Annotated in this window: 16 protein-coding genes; 11 read left to right on the top strand and 5 right to left on the bottom strand. The window is 73.3% G+C overall.

Annotated features, from left to right (window positions below):
• The first annotated feature begins 31 nt into the window (after positions 1-31).
• Entirely contained in the window at positions 32-772 is a 741-nt protein-coding gene (locus OHS33_RS10460; RefSeq protein ID WP_330330112.1) for a PP2C family protein-serine/threonine phosphatase, read from the top strand.
• A gap of 334 nt (positions 773-1106) precedes the next feature.
• Here the strand turns inward: OHS33_RS10460 and OHS33_RS10465 are convergent, their stop codons facing one another.
• Positions 1107-4097 carry a bifunctional [glutamine synthetase] adenylyltransferase/[glutamine synthetase]-adenylyl-L-tyrosine phosphorylase gene (locus OHS33_RS10465; RefSeq protein ID WP_330330113.1) on the bottom strand — a complete coding sequence of 997 codons (2991 nt, stop codon included), beginning with the start codon at positions 4095-4097 and terminating at the stop codon, positions 1107-1109.
• Positions 4098-4294: 197 nt separating this feature from the next.
• Here OHS33_RS10465 and OHS33_RS10470 point away from each other — a divergent pair, with 197 nt between their 5' ends.
• The 3 genes from OHS33_RS10470 to OHS33_RS10480 all read left to right on the top strand — a co-directional run bounded on the left by OHS33_RS10470 (position 4295) and on the right by OHS33_RS10480 (position 9976).
• On the top strand, positions 4295-6577 hold the full coding sequence (locus tag OHS33_RS10470) for a PIG-L family deacetylase (RefSeq protein ID WP_330330114.1): 2283 nt from the start codon (positions 4295-4297) through the stop codon (positions 6575-6577).
• 237 nt (positions 6578-6814) lie between these two features.
• Entirely contained in the window at positions 6815-8932 is a 2118-nt protein-coding gene (locus OHS33_RS10475; RefSeq protein WP_330330115.1) for a PIG-L family deacetylase, read from the top strand.
• Positions 8933-9040: 108 nt separating this feature from the next.
• The gene (locus OHS33_RS10480) at positions 9041-9976 is read left to right on the top strand and encodes a hypothetical protein (RefSeq protein WP_330330116.1); all 936 of its coding nucleotides are present in this window, start codon (positions 9041-9043) and stop codon (positions 9974-9976) included.
• Between the two features lie 61 nt (positions 9977-10037).
• Here OHS33_RS10480 and glnA read toward each other — a convergent pair whose 3' ends face one another.
• Positions 10038-11399 carry a type I glutamate--ammonia ligase gene (gene glnA, locus OHS33_RS10485; RefSeq protein WP_330330117.1) on the bottom strand — a complete coding sequence of 454 codons (1362 nt, stop codon included), beginning with the start codon at positions 11397-11399 and terminating at the stop codon, positions 10038-10040.
• A 214-nt stretch (positions 11400-11613) separates the two neighbouring features.
• On the opposite strand from glnA, the gene OHS33_RS10490 reads away from it, so the two are divergent.
• The 3 genes from OHS33_RS10490 to OHS33_RS10500 all read left to right on the top strand — a co-directional run bounded on the left by OHS33_RS10490 (position 11614) and on the right by OHS33_RS10500 (position 13672).
• On the top strand, positions 11614-12270 hold the full coding sequence (locus OHS33_RS10490) for a DUF3105 domain-containing protein (protein WP_330330118.1): 657 nt from the start codon (positions 11614-11616) through the stop codon (positions 12268-12270).
• Between the two features lie 65 nt (positions 12271-12335).
• Positions 12336-12989 carry a DUF305 domain-containing protein gene (locus OHS33_RS10495; protein WP_443065429.1) on the top strand — a complete coding sequence of 218 codons (654 nt, stop codon included), beginning with the start codon at positions 12336-12338 and terminating at the stop codon, positions 12987-12989.
• 263 nt (positions 12990-13252) lie between these two features.
• The gene (locus OHS33_RS10500) at positions 13253-13672 is read left to right on the top strand and encodes a CBS domain-containing protein (RefSeq protein ID WP_330330120.1); all 420 of its coding nucleotides are present in this window, start codon (positions 13253-13255) and stop codon (positions 13670-13672) included.
• Here OHS33_RS10500 and OHS33_RS10505 read toward each other — a convergent pair.
• Complete coding sequence (locus tag OHS33_RS10505; RefSeq protein WP_330334991.1) at positions 13657-14529, bottom strand: alpha/beta fold hydrolase; 873 nt, start codon at positions 14527-14529, stop codon at positions 13657-13659. The two genes, OHS33_RS10500 and OHS33_RS10505, sit on opposite strands and share 16 nt — an antisense overlap.
• A gap of 44 nt (positions 14530-14573) precedes the next feature.
• Positions 14574-15260: a DUF998 domain-containing protein gene (locus OHS33_RS10510; protein WP_330330121.1), complete on the bottom strand. Its 687-nt coding sequence runs from the start codon at positions 15258-15260 to the stop codon at positions 14574-14576.
• A gap of 72 nt (positions 15261-15332) precedes the next feature.
• On the opposite strand from OHS33_RS10510, the gene OHS33_RS10515 reads away from it, so the two are divergent.
• From OHS33_RS10515 to OHS33_RS10530, 4 genes are all read left to right on the top strand, one after another.
• Complete coding sequence (locus tag OHS33_RS10515) at positions 15333-15782, top strand: DUF6153 family protein (protein ID WP_330330122.1); 450 nt, start codon at positions 15333-15335, stop codon at positions 15780-15782.
• Positions 15783-15875: 93 nt separating this feature from the next.
• Positions 15876-17564, top strand: a complete 1689-nt coding sequence (locus OHS33_RS10520; RefSeq protein WP_330330123.1) for a multicopper oxidase family protein — start codon at positions 15876-15878, stop codon at positions 17562-17564.
• A gap of 129 nt (positions 17565-17693) precedes the next feature.
• On the top strand, positions 17694-18788 hold the full coding sequence (locus OHS33_RS10525) for a DUF4190 domain-containing protein (RefSeq protein WP_330330124.1): 1095 nt from the start codon (positions 17694-17696) through the stop codon (positions 18786-18788).
• A gap of 127 nt (positions 18789-18915) precedes the next feature.
• A complete protein-coding gene (locus OHS33_RS10530; RefSeq protein ID WP_330330125.1) occupies positions 18916-20670 on the top strand; it encodes an NAD+ synthase in 1755 nt (584 codons plus the stop codon).
• 50 nt (positions 20671-20720) lie between these two features.
• On the opposite strand, the gene OHS33_RS10535 is transcribed toward OHS33_RS10530, so the two are convergent.
• Positions 20721-21749: an endonuclease/exonuclease/phosphatase family protein gene (locus OHS33_RS10535; RefSeq protein ID WP_330330126.1), complete on the bottom strand. Its 1029-nt coding sequence runs from the start codon at positions 21747-21749 to the stop codon at positions 20721-20723.
• Positions 21750-21840: the final 91 nt, after the last annotated feature.

A 21840-nucleotide genomic window follows, 5' to 3' on the forward strand; every position in this document is an offset into this window, starting at 1 on the left:
CAGAGGCGTCGCGGAGAGGCGGGACGTCTTGGTGACGTACGTAGCCGTGACCGCCCTGAGTCATGTGGGGCTGGTCCGCGAGCACAACGAGGACAGCCTCGTCGTGGGGCCGTGGACGGTGTGCGGGACCACGACCCGCAGCCCGCAGACGCTCCTGTTCCCCCTCGGCAGACCGCTCGTCGTCGCGGTGGCCGACGGGCTCGGCGGGCATCCGGGGGGCGAGGTCGCCAGCGAGCTGGTCGTGCGCCAGCTCGCCCTGCTCGGCCCTTCCCTGGACGGTGCCCAGGCCGTCGAGGACGCGCTGAACCTGTGCAATCGCGCGGTGCACTCGGCCACCGACGGCCGTCCGGAGCTGACCGCGATGGGGACCACCGTCGCCGGAACCCTGCTCCTGGAGGATTCGCTGCTGTCGTTCAACGTCGGCGACAGCAAGGTGTTCCGCTCGGCCCCGGACGGCCTGCGCCAGGTCAGCGTGGACGACAGCCCGCCGCCGCTACCGGGTCACCGCACCACGTCGGCCGTCACCCAGACGCTGGGCGGAAGCCGCGCGCACCACGTCCTCACGCCCCATGTGGCGGCCTTCCCGCTGTCCACGGGCGATCGCTATCTGGTGTGCAGCGACGGACTGACCGACCCCGTGCCCGACGAGGCCATCAATGACGTGCTTCAGGTGCACGACGACGGCAAGGCGGCCTTCGAACTCTGGAAGGCCGCGATAGCGGCCGGAGGCCCCGACAACATCACCCTCGCACTGGTCCGCGTCGGCGCGTGAGCCGCCATATCCGGCGTGAGCCGGCTTACCCGGCGTGAGCCGGCATACCCGGCGTGAGCCGCCATACCCGGCGTGAGCCGCATACCCGGCGTGAGCCGGCATACCCAGCCTCGCCGGCGTTTGAGGCGCCGTATCCGCGTGAGCGGCCACATTCAGCCCCGCCGGCGTTTGAGGCGCCGCCGGAGGCGAGACCGGCCCGCGGACGGGCTCGGACTTCGGCCGTCCGCCGGACAGCCCTCCGGGGGCGCCTCAAACGCCGGCGAGGCTGGATATTCCCCGGCGCAGCCGGGTGTGGGCCCGGCGGGGCTGAGTGGGCCAGGCGGGGCTGAGTGGGTCAGGCGGCCCCGTAGAAGAGTTCGTCGACGACCGCACGCGCGCGGCGGGTGATGCGGCGGTAGTCGTCGAGCATCTCCCCCACCCGCCCCGGCGGGTACCCGAGGTAGCGCCCCACCGCCGCCAGCTCCCGCGCGTCGGAGGGGAACGTGTCCCCGGCCCGCCCCCGGACCAGCATCACCGCGTTGCGGACCCGGGTCGCCAGGACCCACGCCTCGTCCAGCGTCTGCGCTTCCTCGGTCGGGATCAGCCCCGCCGCGTGCGCCGCGGCCAGCGCCTCCCGGGTCCGGGTGGTGCGCAGGCCCGGTTCGGCCCACGCGTGCCGCATCTGGATCAGCTGGACCGTCCACTCGACGTCGCTCAGCCCGCCCCGGCCCAGTTTCGTGTGCAGCGTCGGGTCGGCCCCGCGCGGCAGCCGTTCCGATTCCATGCGCGCCTTGAGCCGCCGGATCTCGCGGACGGCGTCCTCCCCGAGCCCTTCGAAGGGGTAGCGCAGCGGGTCGATCAGGTCGATGAAGCGGGCGCCCAGTTCCGGGTCGCCCGCGACCGGCTCGGCGCGCAGCAGGGCCTGGCTCTCCCAGGTCAGGGCCCAGCGCCGGTAGTAGGCGGCGTAGGACGGCAGGGTCCGCACGAGCGGCCCGGAGCGGCCTTCGGGCCGCAGGTCGGCGTCGATGAGCAGCGGCGGGTCGGCGGTCGGCAGCTGGAGGAGTCTGCGCATTTCGGAGACGACGGTCTGGGCGGCCTTGGCGGCTTCCTGTTCGTCGACGCCTTCGCGGGGTTCGTGGACGAAGAGGACGTCGGCGTCGGAGCCGTAGCCCAGTTCGTGGCCGCCGAAGCGGCCGACGCCGATGACGGCGAACCGGGTGGGCAGGGTGTCGCCCCACTGGCCGCGGACGGCGGCGCGCAGGGCGCCCGCGATGGTGGCGGCGGTGAGGTCGGAGACGGCGTTTCCGACGCGGTCGACGAGGGCGCCGGGGTCCTCCTCGGCCGGGCTGTCCTCCGTACCGTAGGAGCCGATGATGTCGGCCGCGGTGGTGCGGAAGAGTTCGCGCCTGCGCACGCCGCGGGCGGCGGCGACCCCGGCTTCGGGGTGGTCGGCGCGGTTGACGGCGGCGAGCACCTCCTGGGCGAGGGCCTCGTGCGTACGGGGTTCCAGGCCGCCGGAGTCGCCGAGCAGGGCCACCGCTTCGGGGGCCCGCATGAGCAGGTCGGGGGCGAGGCGTCCGGCGGACAGGACGCGGGCGAGGTTCTCGGCGGCGGCGCCCTCGTCGCGCAGCAGCCGCAGGTACCAGGGGGTCTTGCCGAGGGCGTCGGAGACCTTGCGGAAGCCGAGCAGGCCGGCGTCGGGGTCGGCGGAGTCGGCGAACCAGCCCAGCAGCACGGGGAGCAGGGTGCGCTGGATGGCGGCCTTGCGGCTGACTCCGGAGGAGAGGGCCTCCAGGTGGCGCAGGGCGGCGGCCGGGTCGGCGTACCCGAGGGCTTCGAGGCGTTGTCCGGCGGCGCGCGGCGAGAGCCGGGTCTCGCCGGGGGCGAGCTGGGCGACGGCGTCGAGGAGCGGCCGGTAGAAGAGCTTCTCGTGCAGGCGGCGGACCACGGAGGCGTGCCGGCGCCAGGCCTTGTGGAGTTCGGCGACGGGTTCGGTGCGCAGGCCCATGGAGCGGCCGAGGCGGCGCAGGTCGGCCTCGTCCTCGGGGACGAGGTGGGTGCGGCGCAGCCGGTAGAGCTGGATGCGGTGTTCCATGGCGCGCAGGAACCGGTACGCGTCCCCGAGCTGGGCGGCGTCGGTGCGGCCGACGTAGCCGCCCGCGGCGAGGGCCTGGAGGGCGTCGAGGGTGGTGCCGGAGTGCAGGGTGGCGTCGCTGCGGCCGTGCACGAGCTGGAGGAGCTGGACGGCGAACTCGACGTCGCGCAGGCCGCCGGGGCCGAGTTTCAGTTCGCGTTCGACCTGGGCGGCGGGGATGTTGTCGACGACGCGGCGGCGCATCTTCTGGACGTCGGCGACGAAGTTGTCGCGTTCGGCGGCCTGCCAGACCATCGGCGTTATGGCCTCGATGTACTGCGCCCCGAGGTCGGGGTCCCCGGCGACGGCGCGGGCCTTGAGGAGGGCCTGGAACTCCCAGGTCTTGGCCCAGCGCTGGTAGTAGGCGAGGTGGGAGGCGAGGGTGCGGACGAGGGGACCGTTCCTGCCCTCGGGGCGGAGGTTGGCGTCGACGGGCCAGATGGTGCCTTCGACGGTGGTCTCGGAGCAGATCCGCATGAGGTGGGAGGCGAGGCGGGTGGCGGCCTGGACGGCCTTGCCCTCGTCGGCTCCGGGGGCGGTGTCGCCGACGAAGATGACGTCGACGTCGGACACGTAGTTCAGCTCGTGGCCGCCGCACTTGCCCATGGCGATGACGGCGAGCCGGCACTGGGCGGCGTCCTCGGGGGCGGCGGCGCTCGCGATGCGCAGGGCGGCGCGGAGGGTGGCGGTGGCGAGGTCGGCGAGTTCGGCGGCGGCCTGGGCGACGTCGGTGGTGCCGCAGACGTCGCGGGCGGCGATGGAGAGCAGGCAGCGGCGGTAGGCGACGCGCAGCGCGACGGGGTCGGCGGCGTCGGCGAGGCCCCGCTCGAACTCGGCGAGGCCGGGGTGGAGGTCGGCGGACTCGTAGGTGACCAGGGCCCGCCAGTCGTGGGGGTGGCGGGCGAGGTGGTCGGCGAGGGCCTCGGAGGCGCCGAGGACGCCGAGCAGCCGGTCGCGCAGCGGTTTGGCGCTGACGAGGGTGTCGAGGAGCAGCGGGAGGTCCCCGGGGGCCTGCGCCTCGGCGAGCCGGACGAGGCCGAGGAGGGCGAGGTCGGGGTCGGCGGTGGCGCCGAGGGCGTCGAGGAGCACGGGGTCGGTACGGACGGCGGCCAGCGCGTCGGCGTCGAGGAGCCGTGCTGCGGCCGAGGGGTCCGTGAACCCGCTGCGGACCAGCCGGATGAAGGTGCTGCTCCTGCGTCCGGGAACCGTCATCCCGCCGCCTCCCGCTCCTGCCGCGACGCAGAGTCTGCCCTGGCTCTGCCTCGGTCGACCTTAGCCGGATCGGGGCGGCGGCTCACCGATGAGTACCATGAGACGGATTGCCTGATTTGGCTTGTTTAGACCTGATGGACCGTTATGGGAGCCCCGCGCCGCGGCACCCCTCGCACGTCCGCCCGCGGAGGCCCCCCATGCACGCGCCCGACCCGCACGCCGCCGTGCCCCCGATACCGGGCCGCGACCCCGGGAGCGGCGGCGGCCGTGCCCCTCAGCGGACGCACCGGGCCCACCCGACCCACCGGACCCGGCGGAGCCGCCACGGCAGGGCCGTCGCCGCGCTGGCCGTCGCCGCCGCGGTCGTGGCGGGCGGCTTCGCCCTCGCCCGCGGCGGCGAGGCGATCGGCCGGTTCTCCGGCCCCGCCGGGGCCTCGGGGGCGAGCCCGGACGTCCTGCCCGACCCCGTGGACCCCGGCAGCGTGCTGCAGATCGTCGCCCACCCCGACGACGACCTGTACTTCATGAACCCGGACCTGCGGCATTCGATAGCGACCGGGCACCCGGTCACCACCGCCTACCTCACCTCGGGCGAGGCCGACGGCATCAACGGCGACGCGGACGGGCCGGCCGGGCCCGGGAAGGCCACCCCTCCCCCCGCCGACAAGGCCGCCTACGCCGAGGCCCGCCAGAACGGCATACGCGCCGCCTACGCCCAGATGGCCACCGGGAACCGCGACAGCGCCTGGAAGCGCACGGTCGTCACCACCGCCGCCGGTGGCCACGCCGAGCAGGACGTCCTGATCGCCGAGCCCTCCGTACAGCTGCTGTGGCTCCAGCTGCGGGAGGCGGGCAACGTGTACGCCGACCGGCCGGACAGCCTGCACGGCCTGTGGGACGGCAGGGTCGCGCACCTGGAGTCGATGCTGGCCTCCGGCAGCCCGGTGCGCCAGGGGTTCACGTACACGAAGGACCAGGTCGTCGCGACGATCGAGGGCGTCCTCGCGATGTACAAGCCGACGACCGTGCGCGCGCAGGACCCGACCCCCGGGCGCTACCCCGACGACAAGCGGTACACCGACCACCAGGACCACTTCTACGGGGCCCGCTTCGTCCAGGCCGCCCTCGCCCGGTACGCGGCGGAGGTGAAGGACCGCCCGCACTTCGCGGTGCAGAACTACCTCGGCTACATCAACGGCTCCCTGCCCCCCGTGCTGGATCCGCGGGCGGCCCGGGAGAAGCTGGACAGCCTGGACACGTACGCCTGGCTGGACCGCACGAACCACTGCGGCAGCGCGGCGGGCTGCGGTGACCTCAAGGTCGCCGCCAACCCCGCGGGCAACCACTGGACCGAGTCCATCCACTACGCCCGCGGGGACAGCACCTCCTGGCTCACCGCGGACGCGCACGCCGGCCTGTGGGCCTTCCGCGTCCTGGACGGGCAGCTGGCGCTCTGGCACCGCGACGGGCTGCTCGGCACCTGGGACGGGCCGCGGCTGCTGCCCGGCACCGGCATGGACCAGGGCGTGACGACGACGACCCTGCCGGACGGCCGGATCGCCGCCTTCGGCACCCGTACGTCCTTCGGAACCCGCACCGCCTTCGGCGACCGGCCGCAGGACTACCGGCGCGATGTCGTGTACGCCGTCCAGAAGTCCGCCGGGTCGGTGGAGTTCGGCCCGTGGCACTCGCTGGGCACCCCGGAAACCGCCGACGAGGACTGGACCTCCGACATCAGCGCCCCCGCGGTCGCGGTCGACCGTGCCGGACGGCTGGCGGTGTACGTCCGCGACGGCGCGTACACCCTGCGCGGGCGCACCCAGGGCGCGGACGGCTCCTGGGGGCCGTGGGACCGGCTCGGCGGCAAGGACCTGTACGGCAATCCCGCCACCGCGACCGACGCGGCGGGCCACCGGATGGTGTTCGCGAGCACGGCGTCCACGGTGCTCGGCTGGGCCCAGCCGGAGGCGGGCGCGGCGCTGGGTCCGGCCACGCCCACCGGCCTGCCCGCGACCACGCTGCCGCTGACGGCGGTGGCCCGGGAGGGCGGGGTGCGGCTGTGGTTCCGCAAGCCGGACTCGGGCGACGTACGCACGGCGCTGGTGACCGTACCCACGGCGGGGACGGCCGTGACCACGGCGCCGACGACGGCCGGGGCGGCTCCCGGCGGCCTGAAGGTGTCCAACGTCACAGAGCTGGGCGGGATGCGGGGCTTCGGCGCGGTGACGGCGGCAGGGCAGCTGGTGGCGGGGCGTTCGGGCACCGGTGAGCTGGGGTCGGATGTCGGAGCGGGCGGGCCGTGGCAGTGTTCGGCGCTGATGTTCGTCGGGTCACCCTCCAGCGCTCCGACCGGCCGGAACCTGACCAGTCTGGCCGTTCTGGGGCTGGACGCGCGGCTGTACCTGAGCGCGGCGGCGGACTCTGCGCGGGCGCGGCTGGCTCCCTGGCAGCCCGTCGGTCCGCGCGCCCCGCGCCCGTGACGCTGCACACCCACTAAATCGGTCAATTCACCATGAGTTGGGAGCTTGAGGGCGGACTCGCCACGTCCGCATTCTGGTCGTTTACCACCCACACCCAGGCGCGGTGCACAATCAAAAACGGTCACGGCCGGAAGCAGTGGAGTCATCGGTGAAATCGGTGAACCAAGTTCGCCGCATTGACCTCTATCTGACTACACGGCGGTTTTTCCGCACCCGAACGACCCCAAGGCGTGACCGATGCCCGTATCCCGCCGCATACGCCTGGCGACCCTGCTCACCGCGCTCACCGCCGGTGCCACCGGCGTGTTCGCGGTCGCTTACGGCGAGGGCCTCACCTCGGGCTCCGGTTCCGGCTCCGGGGCCGACTCCGGCGCGCCGGGCCAGGTCCGGCAGGCCGCGGCCCCGCCGCCGAGCACCACCGGCGGATCGGTGCTGCAGATCGTCGCCCACCCCGATGACGACCTCTTCTTCATGAACCCGGATCTGAGCCGCTCCCTGCTCTCCGGGCGCAAGGTCACCACCACCTACCTCACCTCCGGCGAGGCCGACGGCAAGAACGAGGCCGTCGGCGCACCCTTCCACGATCCGGCGCAGCCCGCCGACCGCGCCCACTACGCCGAGGCCCGGCAGAACGGCATCCGGTCCGCCTACGCCCAGATGGCCACCGGCGACCGCACCAGCGCCTGGAAGCGCACCGTGATCCCCACCGCCGGGGGCGGCTGGGCCGAGCAGGACGTCCTGGTCGCCAAGCCGCAGATCAACCTGGTCTGGATGCAGCTGACCGAGGCCCGCACCATCGCCGACGACCGCCCCGAGAGCCTGCGCGGCCTGTGGAACGGCCAGGTCGCCGCGCTGCCCTCGCTGCTGACCTCCGGCACCCCGGTGAAGCAGACCTTCACTTACACCAAAGACCAGGTCATACAGGCGATAACGGGCATCCTGGAGCAGTATCAGCCGACGACGATACGGATGCAGGATCCGACGCCCGGCCGGTACGCCAAGGACGGGAAGATAACCGACCACCAGGACCACATGTACGGCGCCCGCTTCGTCCAGGTGGCCACCGAGCGCTACGCCGACGTCACCGCGCGGCCGCACTTCTCGGTGCAGAACTACCTCGGCTACGCGAACAGCGCCCTGCCCCACTCCCTCGACCCCGAGACGGTCGAGGCGAAGGTCAACTACCTCAAGACCTACGCCTGGCTGGACGGCACCGACTACTGCGGCAGCCCCTACGGCTGCGGCGACCGCAAGGTCGCCCCGCGCCCCACCGGCCACAACTGGGCACAGAGCATCCGCTACTCGCGCGGCGACGAGACCTCCTGGCTGACCGAGGGCGTCGGCGGCCGCCTCTGGGCGTTCTCCGTCCTCGACGGGCGCATGGCGTACTGGACCCGCACCGGCCCGCAGGCCCAGTGGGCCGGGCCCGAGCTGCTGCCCGGTTCCGGCATCGACCCGGGCGCGACCGCCGCCCGGCTCCCGGACGGCCGGATCGCCGTCTTCGGCACCCGCACCACCCCGGGCACCCGCCCGGAGGACTACCGGCGCGACGTCGTGTACGCCGTCCAGGGCGCCCCCGACGGCCCGTTCGGCCCGTGGCAGCTGCTGGGCACCCCGGAGGGCTCCGACGCGGCCGGCACCTCGGACCTCGGCGGCCCCGCGGTCATCGCCGGCGCCGACGGCCGCCTCGCCGTGTACGTGCGCGACGCGCAGCACACCCTGCGCGTCCGCGAGCAGCAGACCCCCGGCGGCGTCTTCGGCCCGTGGCAGAAGCTCGGCGGCCAGGACCTGCAGGGCGACCCGGTGGCGGTGACCGACGCGGCCGGCCGCCGCCACGTGTACGCCGCCACCTCCACGTCGGTCCTGGCCTGGATCCAGCAGACCCCCGGCGGACCCCTTCAGGGGCCCGCCGCGACCGACCTCCCGGCCACCACGGGCCCGGTGTCGGCCGTCCCCGAGGGGGACGGCGTACGCCTGTACTTCCGGCGCCCCGACTCGGGCACCGTACGCAGCGTGCTGATCACGGCGGGCGGGCCGAAGCCGGTCGTCTCGCACGTGGCGGAGGCGGGCGGCCGGGCCGGGTACGGCGCCGTGAGTGTCGCGGGCCGACTGCTGACGGGCCGCGCCGACACGGGCACCATCAGCACCACCGGTCTCGGCGGGGCGCCCGCCTGGACCGAGTCCCAGATGCTGTACGCCGGCGCCCCGGCCAGCATCCTGGACGCGGCCGGCGCCACGACCACGGCGGTCCTGGGCCTGGACGCGGAACTGCACGTCACGACGACCCTCCCGGACATCGCCGACCTGAACCGCGTGTCGCGCACGATCTGGCGCCCGGCGGTCAACCGCCCCTGAGGTCCCCCCTGTTGCCACATCCCGGACCGGCAGGCCAAGATCATCGGGTTCGCGTCACGACGTGACGGCTCACGACCTGACGGCTTGCCACACGGGGGGAACCACACGATGAACATACGCATGCCCGGACGCGTCGAACACGGCGGACACAGATTGGCCCGCACGGCCGCCCTGCTCGTCGCCCTGGTCCTTCCGGCTGCGGCCGGAGTCCTCGGCGGCGCCGCCGTCGCGCACGCGGCCCCGGTCGGGAACAGCTCGTTCACCTGGAACGGCGACCCGGGCGACGGCCGCGGAGACGACCAGGCCCGCTCGTACGACTCGATGAGCGGCGACGTCTTCGGCGCGACCGCCGCCGCCGACCACGGCTCGGTCTCGGTGAGCATCAACCGCCCGGGCGACCCGTGGACCGCCGCGCTGGCCGCGCCCGCGGGCCAGGAGCTGGCCGTGGGCGCGTACCCGGACGCCGTCCGCTTCCCGGAGACCGGCGAACGCCCCGCCGCACCGGGCCTGTTCGTCAACGGCTACCGCGGCGGCTGCGCCACCCTCACCGGCGGCTTCACCATCACCAAGCTGGAATGGGGCCCGGGCCGCACGGTGAAGTCGCTGATCGCGGACTACAGCCAGGACTGCGACGACCGCAACGTCCTGTCCGGGCACCTGGAGATCACCCCGACCCCGGTCCCGGCCGCCCTCACCCTCGGCCTGACCATCGCGGCCGACGGCAAGGCCACCGCCCCGACCGCCCGCGCCACCGTGCACGGCACGCTCACCTGCTCCAAGCCCGTCACCGCCTACATCAGCGGCACGGCGGTCCAGCAGCTGAAGCACACCACCACCAACGGCATCGTCGGCGCCGTCGAAGTCGTCTGCACCCCGGGCAAGCCGGCCCCCTGGACCGCCGCGGCCTGGTCCCTCGCGGACACCCCCGCCCCCTTCGCCAAGGGCACGGCCACCATCGACCTGACGGCCCGCGCCTACGACCCGGACGGCGCCCGCGTCACCACGGCCACCAAATCCCGCCTGGTAACCCTCCGCACCCCCTGACCCACGAGGAAGGGCCCGGCCCCCCAGGGGGACCGGGCCCTTCTCCACGCGCGTCCGCGCCTTACAGCACCGGCATCATCTTGCGGAGTTCGAAGGCGGTGACCTCGCTGCGGTATTCCTCCCACTCCTGCTTCTTGTTGCGCAGGAAGAAGTCGAAGACGTGCTCGCCCAGGGTTTCGGCGACGAGTTCGCTGCGTTCCATCAGGGAGATGGCCTCGCCCAGGTTCTGCGGGAGGGGTTCGATGCCCATCGCCCGGCGTTCCGCGTCGGAGAGGGCCCAGACGTCGTCGTCGGCGCCCGCGGGGAGTTCGTAGCCCTCCTCGATGCCCTTGAGGCCCGCCGCGAGGAGGACGGCGTAGGTCAGGTAGGGGTTGGCGCCCGAGTCGATCGAGCGGACCTCGATGCGGGAGGAGCCGGTCTTGCCCGGCTTGTACATCGGGACGCGGATCAGGGCCGAGCGGTTGTTGTGGCCCCAGCAGATGTACGAGGGGGCCTCCCCGCCGGAGCCGGCGGTGCGGGAGGAGCCGCCCCAGATGCGCTTGTAGGAGTTCACCCACTGGTTGGTGACCGCCGCGGTCTCCGCCGCGTGCCTGAGGAGGCCCGCGATGAAGGAGCGGCCGACCTTGGAGAGCTGGTACTCGGCGCCCGACTCGTAGAAGGCGTTGCGGTCGCCCTCGAAGAGGGAGAGGTGGGTGTGCATGCCCGAGCCGGGATATTCGGAGAACGGCTTCGGCATGAAGGTGGCCTGGACGCCCTGTTCGAGGGCGACCTGCTTCATGACCAGGCGGAAGGTCATGATGTTGTCGGCCGTGGAGAGGGCGTCGGCGTAGCGCAGGTCGATCTCCTGCTGGCCCGGCGCGCCCTCGTGGTGGCTGAACTCCACGGAGATGCCCATGGATTCGAGCATGGTGATCGCCTGACGGCGGAAGTCCATGCCGACGTTCTGCGGGGTGTGGTCGAAGTAGCCGGAGTTGTCCGCCGGGGTCGGGCGGGTCCCGTCCAGCGGCTTGTCCTTGAGCAGGAAGAACTCGATCTCCGGGTGGGTGTAGAAGGTGAAGCCCAGGTCGGAGGTCTTGTTCAGGATGCGCTTGAGGACGTAGCGGGGGTCCGCGTAGGACGGGGACCCGTCGGGCATGAGGATGTCGCAGAACATCCGCGCGGTACCGGGGGCCTCCGCCCGCCACGGCAGTATCTGGAAGGTGCTCGGGTCCGGCTTCGCGATCATGTCCGACTCGTAGACCCGGGCGAAGCCCTCGATCGCCGAACCGTCGAAGCCGATGCCCTCGTCGAAGGCCTGCTCCAGCTCCGCGGGAGCGACCGCGACGGACTTCAGGAAGCCCAGCACATCGGTGAACCACAGGCGCACGAAGCGGATGTCGCGCTCCTCAAGCGTCCGGAGGACGAATTCCTGCTGCTTGTCCATGCCTTCATCCTCGCAGTTCAGACGGCCTGTGCACCACATTCAGCGGCCGTGGGGCACGGTCGGGCGGACCCAGTATCGCGAGCGGTGGTTTCCGCCAGATTACGCACCCCCGCAAGATCACGGCACCCCCGCACTGACCTTGGACCGGTCATGAGCATTACCATCTGCGCCCATAGGGGTCTCCCCGGCCGGCCCTCCCCCCAGAAGGACTGACATGGCGAGCAAGTCCAGCAGCACCCAGGACCACTCCCGCAAGGCGCGGATAGCCGACATGCGCCGGGCTGAGAAGTCCCGCGACCGGCGCAACAAGATCCTGGTCGTCACGGCGTCCACGGTCCTCGTGGCGGGCCTCGTCGGCTTCGGCGGCTACATGCTGAAGAAGCAGATGGACAAGAAGGACGCCCCCCTGGCCTTCACCATGGACAAGGTGACCGGTGTGGCCAGCTGGGACGCGAAGAAGCTGGGGCGCACGCACGTCGACACCCCGGTGACGTACCCGATGAACCCGCCGGTCGGCGGTGACCACAGCCCGCGCTGGATGAACTGCAACGGCGACGTCTACAAGAACCCGCTGCCCGAGGTGAACGCCGTCCACTCGCTGGAGCACGGCGCGGTGTGGGTCACGTACAACGACAAGGCCGCCAAGGCGGACGTCGACGCGCTCGCGGCGAAGGTGGCCAAGACCCCGTACACGCTGATGAGCCCGGACAAGAAGCAGTCCGGCGCGATCATGCTCAGCGCCTGGGGCAAGCAGCTCAGCGTGGACAGCGCGAAGGACCCGCGCGTGGACACGTTCTTCAGCACCTACGTCCAGGGCGCGCAGACCCCGGAACCCGGCGCGGCGTGCACGAGCGGCCTGGACCAGAAGTGAGCCGTACGTACTGGGCGGCGGGCAGCGCGGTCGTCCTGGCGCTGCTCTTCGCGGCGGCCGCGACGATGATCTCGGCCGTGAGCGGGGGCACCGCGGACGCGGCGGACGGCGCCGGGCGGCCGCCCGGCGTGTCCTCCCCGGACGCGGGGTTCGCCCGGGACATGGCGGTGCACCACCAGCAGGCGGTGGAGATGTCCTTCATCGTGCGCGACCGGACCCAGGACGAGGCCGTACGCAGCCTGGCCTACGACATCGCCAACACGCAGGCGAACCAGCGCGGGATGCTGCTGGGCTGGCTGGACCTGTGGGGGCTGCCGAAGGTCACGCCCGCCGATCCGCCGATGTCCTGGATGGGCGGATCCACCGACAGCGCTGACAGCATGGCGGGCATGGACATGCCCTCCACCGACGGGCACTCCCCGGACACGCACGCCATGGGCGGCGCCGTGACCAAGCCGGGCGCGCTGATGCCCGGCATGGCCACCAAGGAGGAGCTGGCCCAGCTGGGCACCCTCCAGGGCCGGGACGCGGAGGTCCTCTACCTCCAGCTGATGACCGACCACCACAAGGGCGGGGTCGCGATGGCGCTGGGCTGCGCGAAGCTCTGCCGGACCCCGGCCGAGCAGAAGCTGGCCCAGGGCATGGCCGAGGCGCAGCAGTCGGAGCTGGCCCTGATGGCGGACATGCTCCACAAGCGGGGGGCTGCGCCGCGGCCGTAGTCCGTCCGGGCGGGGGGCCGGGGGGCCAGGGGTGTCTCTGGGGCCCGACCGCGCTCCGCGGGCCGGTCCTGCCTCCGGCGGCGCCTCAAACGCCGGCGAGGCTGAAATGGGCCGGTGCTAGAGCCGGCGAGGCTGAGATGGGCCAGGTTCACCCGTTCGGCCGTGTGCGCTCGCGTGGGCCGAACGGGCGGCCCACCATGGTCACGCCGCCGCTACGGGCGCACCCGCGCCCGGCGTCACGGCGTGCTCAGGAGGTTTTCGCGATGACCACAGCCGGAGAGATCATGCACCCCGGGGCCCAGTGGATCCCCGCCACCGAGACCCTGGACCGGGCGGCCCAGCTGATGGCGCGCCTGGGTGTCGGCGCGCTCCCGATCAGCGATGTGAACGAACGGCTCTGCGGGATCCTGACCGACCGGGACATCGTCGTGGGCTGCGTGGCGCTGGGCCACGACCCGTCGAAGATCACGGCCGGGGACATGGCGCAGGGCACCCCGCGCTGGATCGACGCGGGCGCGGACGTGTCGGCCGTGCTCGACGAGATGCAGAGCCACCGGATCCGGCGGCTGCCGGTCATCCGGGACAAGAAGCTGGTCGGGATGATCAGCGAGGCCGACCTGGCCCGCCACCTGTCGGACGAGCAGATAGCGGGCTGGGCCGAGGCGGTCTACGCGCGGGGCTGAGCGGACGGTGCGTCCAGGACCGCCCGGGCCACCTGGTCCGGGCGGTCCAGCATGACCATGTGCCCCGAGGGCTCGGCGACCTCGAAGCGGGCGCCGAGGCGGTCCGCGAGGTCCGCCTGGCGGCCGAGCCAGCGCAGTGCGCCGGGGCGCGCGGAGCCGTCGTAGCCGGCCAGGACCGTGACGGGCGCGGCGAGCGGGTGGTCCGCGCGCAGGGCGAGCACCTCGGCGGCTAGGTCGGGGTAGCGGGAGTTCTCCCGCAGGGTTCCGCGCCAGACCCGGCCCGTGCGGTAGCAGCGGCGTACGGTTTCCCGCGCGGCCGGGTCGGCGCCGCCGGTCCGGGAGGCCCGTACCCCGGCGCGGCGGAGCAGCGGGCCGAGCGCGGCGGGCAGTCCGGCGGCGGTGACGGCCCGCCCCAGCACCCGGGCGGCGGCGTCGCGCACGGCGGCCGGGAGCAGCGGCGGCCGGGGCGCCTCCTCGACGCTGCTGTCGAGCAGGACCAGCGCGGCGGTGCGGGCCGGGTGGAGCCGGGCGAAGGCCTCGGCGTGGAACCCGGCGATGGAGTGGCCGACGACGGTGGCGGGGGCCCGCCCGGCCGGGCCGAGCGCGTCGAGCAGCGCCGCGATCCGGCGGGCCTCGCCCGCGGCGGTCGGCGGCGCGGCGGCGGGGGCGCTGAGCCCGTGGCCGGGGCGGTCGAAGCGGACGACGGTGCGGTGCGGGGCCAGCAGGGCGGCCACCTGATCCCAGTCGAACCAGCAGAGCCCGAGCCCGGCGCCGAGCACGCAGACCGGGCCGCGGCCCTCGACGAGGACGTGCAGCGGCACCCCGTCGGCGGACCGGACGAAGCCCTCGTAACGCACCGGCCGCACCGCACGCACCGGGTGACGCACCGGCGGGTCCCCCGTCACGTCCGGCGTTCCTTGTGGACGGAGTACGCGAGCAGGCCGAGCCAGAGCGCGACGAACAGCACCTGGAGCCGCTGGCCCGCACCGAGCGCCCAGGTCCCGCGCCCGGCGGTGAACAGGGCGATGGCGCTCAGGGTCCAGACGGTGGCGAGGAGTTCGAGGGCCACGAGCCCCGGGCCGTAGCGGGCGAGCGGGGCCCACCAGCCGTACCGGCGCGCGGCGACGGTCAGCGCGACTATGCCGACGAGGGCTCCGGTCATGGCCAGGCTGCTGCTGATGGCGTGGGCCTGGTGGGTGGCGGGGACCAGTCCGGCGGTCTCGCGGGAGGCGCACACGGGATCGACGGTCGGGGCGCAGCTGAGCGGCAGCCAGGCGTCGGCGGCGGTGGCCGCGCCGAAGAGGGTGACGCCCGCCCAGCCGATGACGGCCCAGGGGCGGCGGGATCCGGCGTGGGCGCGGAGCCGGAGGAGGGCGAACAGGCCGCCCGCGAAGGCGAGCAGGCCCGCGGTGAAGTCGGTGGCCCGGAAGACGCCGCCGAGCGGCTGGTCCTGGGCGGCGAGTTCGCTGACGTAGGTCTCGATCGGGTTCAGGCCGGTGGACAGGACGACTTCGAGCACCCAGGCGGTGTAGGCGGCGGCGCCCAGGCCGATGAGGGCGGCGACGCGCCGCGTACCGTTTGTGGACATAGTGGGACCAATCCTAAGCAGGGCCGGGGTCAATCGGATCATCGGATACCCACCCGGGGTAAGCTGCCGCACATGACGGACCCTGCCCCCAGCACGCCGCGAGCCGCCCGGTGGTCCCGGGTGCTGCTGCTCGCCGCGCTGCTGCTGGGCATCGTCACCATGCACACGCTGGGCCACCCGGACGACTCCCCTGCCGGACAGGACGCACCGGCCGCCCACTCCGTTGCCCACGGGACGGGCGGGGCCCACGGGATGCCCCCGGCCCACGGGACGCCCGTACCGCCGGCCGCCGGGAAGACCGCGGTGCGCGGGCCCGCCGGCGGCCGGATGGCGATGGACCCCATGTCCGTGTGCCTGGCCGTGCTGCTGGCCGGGATCTCCCTGCTGAGCGTGCTCGCCCTCGCGCGGACCGCGGCCCCGGCCGCCGCGCGGCGCACGGTCCGGGGCGACCGGGCGCGGGGCGGGCCCGATCCGCCCACGGGCCGTGAACTCCTCACCCGCATGGCGGTGCTGCGCGTATAGGACGGGCCCCGCCGTCGCTCCCGCACGCCCGCGGGGTGGCGGCAGACGGCGCCCATCCACCCATGCGTCACCACACCCACGAGGTGCACTTCCATGCGCTCTCCGCACACCGCTCCCCCTGCCCTCCCCACCCGGCGGGCCGTGCTCGGCGCCTCCGCCGCCGTGGCCGGATCCGCACTGCTCGCCGCCTGTTCGAGCGGCTCCGGCGGCTCCGGCATGAACCACGGATCCATGGACCACGGATCGATGGGCAACGGCTCAACGGGCAACGGCTCGTCCCCCGCGCCCGCGCCCGGCGGTTACGTCGACCCCGCCGGCCCCGAAGTCCGGGCCGCCGAGGCGGCGCGCAAGGCCACCGGGCCGGTCACCGAGGTGAAGCTGACCGCCACCGCGGGCACGCTGGACCTCGGCGCGGGCCGGACCGTCCGCTCCTGGTCCTACGGCGACCGGCTGCCCGGCCAGGAGGTACGGGCCACCGCGGGCGGCACCCTCGCCCTGACCCTGGCCAACCACCTGCCCCAGGCCACCTCCCTGCACTGGCACGGCCTGGCCCTGCGCAACGACATGGACGGGGTGCCGGGGCTCACCCAGCGGGACATCGCGCCGGGGGCGTCGTTCACGTACCGCTTCGCCGTGCCGCACCCGGGGACGTACTGGTTCCACCCGCACTCCGGGGTCCAGCAGGACCGCGGACTGTACGCCCCGCTGATCGTCGAGGACCCCAAGGAGCCCCTCTCCTACGACAAGGAGTGGGTGGTGGTCCTGGACGACTGGCTGGACGGGATCGACGGCTCCACCCCGGACGCCGTCCTCGCCGAACTCCGCAAGGGCATGGGCGGCGGCACGGGGAAGGGAAGCGACGGCGGCCACGCGGGCCACGACATGGGCGCCATGACGGCCTCCCCCACCGGACCCGCCAGCCCCGCCTCCCCCACCGGCCCCTCGCGCATGCTCATGGGCGGCGACGGCAGCGCCGTCCTCGGCAAGGACACGGGCGACGTCGGCTATCCGCACTACCTGGTCAACGGGCGCACCCCGGACGACCCGTCGGTCTTCACGGCCCGCCCGGGCGACCGGATCCGGCTGCGCATCATCAACGCGGGCGGGGACACGGCCTTCCGGATCGCCCTCGGCGGCCACGAACTGACGGTCACGCACACCGACGGCTTCCCCGTCGAGCACACGAAGACGGGCTCGCTGCTCCTCGGCATGGGCGAGCGGTACGACGTGCTCGTCACGGCCGGGGACGGGGTGTTCCCGCTGACCGCGCTGGCCGAGGGCAAGGGGGCGGCCGCCTCGGCGCTCGCGCTGCTGCGCACCGGCGGCGGGGCGGCGCCGACCGCCGCGACCCGGCCCGCCGAGCTGGCCGGACCGCCCCTGGCCGCGGACCGGCTGCGGGCCGCCGGGGGCGTGGCCCTCGCCGACCGGGCGCCCGACCGGACCGTGCGGATCAAGCTGACCGGCGGGATGGCGGCGTACGACTGGGCCTTCGACGGGAAGCCGTACACGGCGGACCAGCGGCACCCGGTGAAGGCGGGCGACCGGGTCCGGCTGGAGTTCAACAACTCCACAACGATGTGGCACCCGCTGCACCTGCACGGACACACCTTCGCCCTCGGCGGGCGGCCGGGCGGGGCACGCAAGGACACCGCGGTCATCCTGCCCGGGGCCACCCTGACGGCCGACTTCGACGCCGACAACCCGGGGCTGTGGATGCTGCATTGCCACAACGTCTACCACGCGGACGCCGGGATGATGACGGTGCTGGGGTACCAGCGCTAGCCCTCCGGGGAGCGGCTCCCGGGCGCTGAACGGGCGCTGAACCGGGAGCCCGCAATCCGGTTGGTCGGGGTGGCGGCGCGTGGCAGGGTGGAAGATCACCGCGCCGCCACCCATACATGAGGATTTTCGTTGGATCTGAGCAAGCCCTCGACGGAACCCGAGGGCACACCCGCGCCCGCCCCTTCCGCGCCCTCCGCGCCCTCCGCGCCTTCGGTGCACGATGCGGCGACCATGATCGGGACCCCGGCCGTGGCCCCGCAGGACGCCGTGCCCCCGCAGCCCGCCGCGCCCGCGCCCGCGCCCTCGGCGTTCGCGCCGCCGTCGCCTTCGCCCTTCGGCGCGCCGGGCGCGCCCGGCGCGCAGCCGTACGGCCAGCCGCCGCAGCAGTCCCCGAACCCGTGGGGCCCGCCGGCCGGCGGGTACGTCAACATGCCCTACCCGGGCGTCGCGGCCGCCCCGCAGAACAACGGCATGGCCATCGCCGCCCTCGTCCTCGGCATCCTCAGCGTGCCGCTCGGCTTCATCCCGTTCTTCTTCTGGGGCGGCGCGCTGCTGGCGCTGGTCGGGATCGGCCTCGGCATCGCGGGCATGGTCCAGGCATCCAAGGGCGCCCCGCGCAAGGCGATGGCCGTCGCCGGTACGGTGCTCGGCGTGCTCGGCCTGTGCGCGGCGGGCGCCGGCACGTACTTCACCGGCCGGATCGTCAGCAAGATCGACGACCAGGTCAACAAGGGCCTGCCGCCGTCGCACAGCACCCCGTACGACGACGAGTACGACGACGAGTACCCGAGCCCGAGCCCGAGCACCAAGGTCGACGTCCCCGGCAAGACGTCGGCGCTGCCCTTCGGCCAGACCTTCAAGTACGACGACGGGGTCGAGGTCACGGTCAAGGAGGCCACCGGGTACGCGCCGGAGCCCAACAAGTACGACCCGGACCGCCCGAAGTTCGCGGCGAAGGTGACGGTCACCATCACCAACAACGCGAAGGACAAGGTCGAGCTGCGCGCCGCCCTGCCGTCCGCGCGCGACGACAAGGGGCTGGAGTCGAAGCGGATGTACGACTTCAAGGTGGAGAGCCCGTTCTCGGGTTCGCTGCTGCCGGGCCAGTCGGCCACCGGCGTCTTCGCCTTCGGTCTGCCCGAGGGCACCAAGGCCATCCAGTTCGAGATCGCCCCCGGCATCGGCAAGTACGACGGCGCCATCTGGAGCGGCCCACTCGGCTGAGCCACCTCAGACGCGGCCCGGCGCGGCTCGGCTCGGCCTGACGCGATGTCCCGGGGCGATCCACTCCCAGGACATCACCCCCCGGGACATCGCGTCAGAACGACGATTAGTGGCTAGACTGGGGCGCGTGCCTCAACTTCGTCTCGCTCTGAATCAGATCGACTCGCACGTCGGCAACATCGCCGCCAACGCCGACTCGGTCGTGCACTGGACCCGGCACTCCGCCGAACAGGGCGCCCACCTGGTGGCGTTCCCCGAGATGGCGCTGACCGGATACCCCGTCGAGGACCTCGCGCTGCGCGGTTCCTTCGTCGAGGCCTCGCGCACCGCGCTGCTCGCCCTCGCGGAGCGGCTGGCGGCCGAGGGCTTCGGTGAGCTGCCGGTGATCGTCGGCTACCTCGACCGGACGGACGAGGCCGCGCCCCGGCTCGGCCGTCCGCCCGGTTCCCCGGAGAACGCGGCCGCCGTCCTGTACGGCGGGAAGGTCGCCCTCCGCTTCGCCAAGCACCACCTGCCCAACTACGGGGTCTTCGACGAGTTCCGGTACTTCGTGCCGGGCGGCACCCAGCCGGTGATCCGGGTGCGCGGCGTGGACGTGGCCCTGGCCATCTGCGAGGACCTCTGGCAGGAGGGCGGCCGCGTCCCGGCCACCCGGTCCGCCGGGGCGGGCCTGCTGATCTCCGTCAACGCCTCCCCGTACGAGCGCAACAAGGACGACCTGCGCCTCGAACTGGTGCAGAAGCGCGCCCGGGAGGCGGGCTGCACTCTCGCCTACCTGGCGATGATCGGCGGCCAGGACGAGCTGGTCTTCGACGGCGACTCGATCGTCGTCGGCGCGGACGGCGAGGTGATCGCGCGCGCCCCGCAGTTCTCCGAAGGCTGCGTACTGGTCGACCTGGAGCTGCCCGCCGCCTCGAAGACGCCGGTCGAAGGCGTGGTGGACGACGGCCTGCGGATCGACCGGGTGGTCCTGTCCGAGGATCCGGTGGAGCCGTACGACGCGGTGGTCACCGGCGGGTACGCCGAGCGGCTCGACGACGACGAGGAGGTCTACGACGCGCTGGTCGTCGGCCTGCGCGCGTACGTCCGCAAGAACGGTTTCCGCTCGGTCCTGATCGGACTTTCCGGCGGCATCGACTCCGCGCTCGTCGCCGCGATCGCCTGCGACGCGATCGGCGCGCAGAACGTCCACGGCATCTCGATGCCGTCGAAGTACTCCTCCGAGCACTCCAAGGGCGACGCGGCCGATCTGGCCGAGCGCACGGGCCTGCACCTGCGGACCGTCCCGATCGAGCCGATGTTCGACGCGTACATGGGCGCGCTGGGCCTCACGGGCCTGGCCGAGGAGAACCTCCAGTCCCGGCTGCGCGGCACCATGCTGATGGCGGTGTCCAACCAGGAGGGCCACATCGTGCTGGCCCCGGGCAACAAGTCGGAGCTGGCCGTCGGCTATTCGACCCTCTACGGGGACTCCGTCGGCGCCTACGGCCCGATCAAGGACGTGTACAAGAGCGATGTCTTCCGGCTCGCCCGGTACCGCAACCGGGCGGCCGCCGAGCGCGGCGAGACCCCGCCGATCCCGGTCTCCTCGATCGAGAAGCCGCCGAGCGCCGAACTGCGCCCCGGCCAGGTGGACACGGACTCGCTGCCCGACTATCCGGTGCTCGACGGGATCCTGGAGCTGTACGTCGACCGGGACCAGGGCCTGGAGGCGATCGTCGCGGCCGGCTACGACCGCGCGCTGGTCGCCAGGACCCTGCGGATGGTGGACACGGCGGAGTACAAGCGGCGCCAGTACCCGCCGGGCACCAAGATCTCCGCGAAGGGCTTCGGCAAGGACCGCCGCCTGCCGATCACCAACGGCTGGCGCGAGCAGGGCTGAGGCGGTCCGGCCCCCTCCTCGGCGGTGTCCGCCGGGGAGGGGGCCCGCCGCTACGGCCGGACCGTGAGCCGCGCCGCGATGGGCAGGTGGTCGCTGCCGGTGCGCGGGAGGGTCCAGGAGGCCTCGGGCTTGATCCCGCGGACCATGATCTGGTCGATCCGGGCCATCGGGAACCGGGACGGCCAGCTGAAGCCGAAGCCGTCGCCCGCGGCGCCCTGCGTGGAGCGCATCTGCGAGGTGACCTCGGACAGCGCGCGGTCGTTCATCGTGCCGTTGAGGTCGCCGAGCAGCAGGACCTTCTTCAGCGGCTCCGCGGCGAGCGCGGCGCCCAGGGCCCCGGCGCTGTTGTCGCGCTGGGTGGCGGTGAAGCCCGCGTTCAGCTTCACCCGGACCGAGGGCAGGTGCGCAATGTAGGTGGCGACCTGGCCGGAGGGGGTGTCCACGGTGGTCCGCATGGCGCGGGTCCAGCCCATCTTGATGTCGACGGGCTTGCTGGAGGACAGCGGGTACTTGCTCCACACGCCGACGGTGCCCTCGACCGCGTGGTACTTGTACGTGCCGGCGAGCACCTCCTCGTACACGGGGACCGCGCTCGCCTTCAGCTCGGTCAGCGCCAGGACGTCGGCCCCCGACTTCGCGATCGAGGCGGCGGTGCCGCGCGGGTCGAGGTTCTCGGCGTCGACGTTGTGGGTGGCGACCACGAGGTTGCCGCCGGAGCCGGACTTGTCGCTGATCAGGCCGCCGAAGAGGTGCACCCAGACGACGGACGGCAGCGCGAGCGCGATCAGCGCGGTCGCGGACTTGCGCACGACGCCGATGACCAGCAGCAGGACGATGGGCACCGCGAGCCAGGGCAGGAAGGTCTCGGTGAGACTGCCGAGGTTGCCCACGTCGTTGGGCAGCCTGGCGTGGAAGATCATCACCAGTGCGATCAGCACCGCCAGCGCCGCGGTCACGATGCCGCGCCGCCAGATCCCGGGATCCTTGCGCAGGGCGGCCAGTCGGCCGCGGAGTCCGGATCCGGAGGGCTCAGGCTCCGGACCGCCGTTCCCCGTGTCCGTCATGTACGCCTGTGCCATGCCATGCCCTCACTGCCGCGCTCGCGCTCCGTCCCCGCCCCTTGACCCTAGGCGATCTACGAAGCCATCCGTGCCGTCCTTCCCGGCACGT

It is taken from the genome of Streptomyces sp. NBC_00536, from assembly GCF_036346295.1.
Taxonomy (GTDB): domain Bacteria; phylum Actinomycetota; class Actinomycetes; order Streptomycetales; family Streptomycetaceae; genus Streptomyces.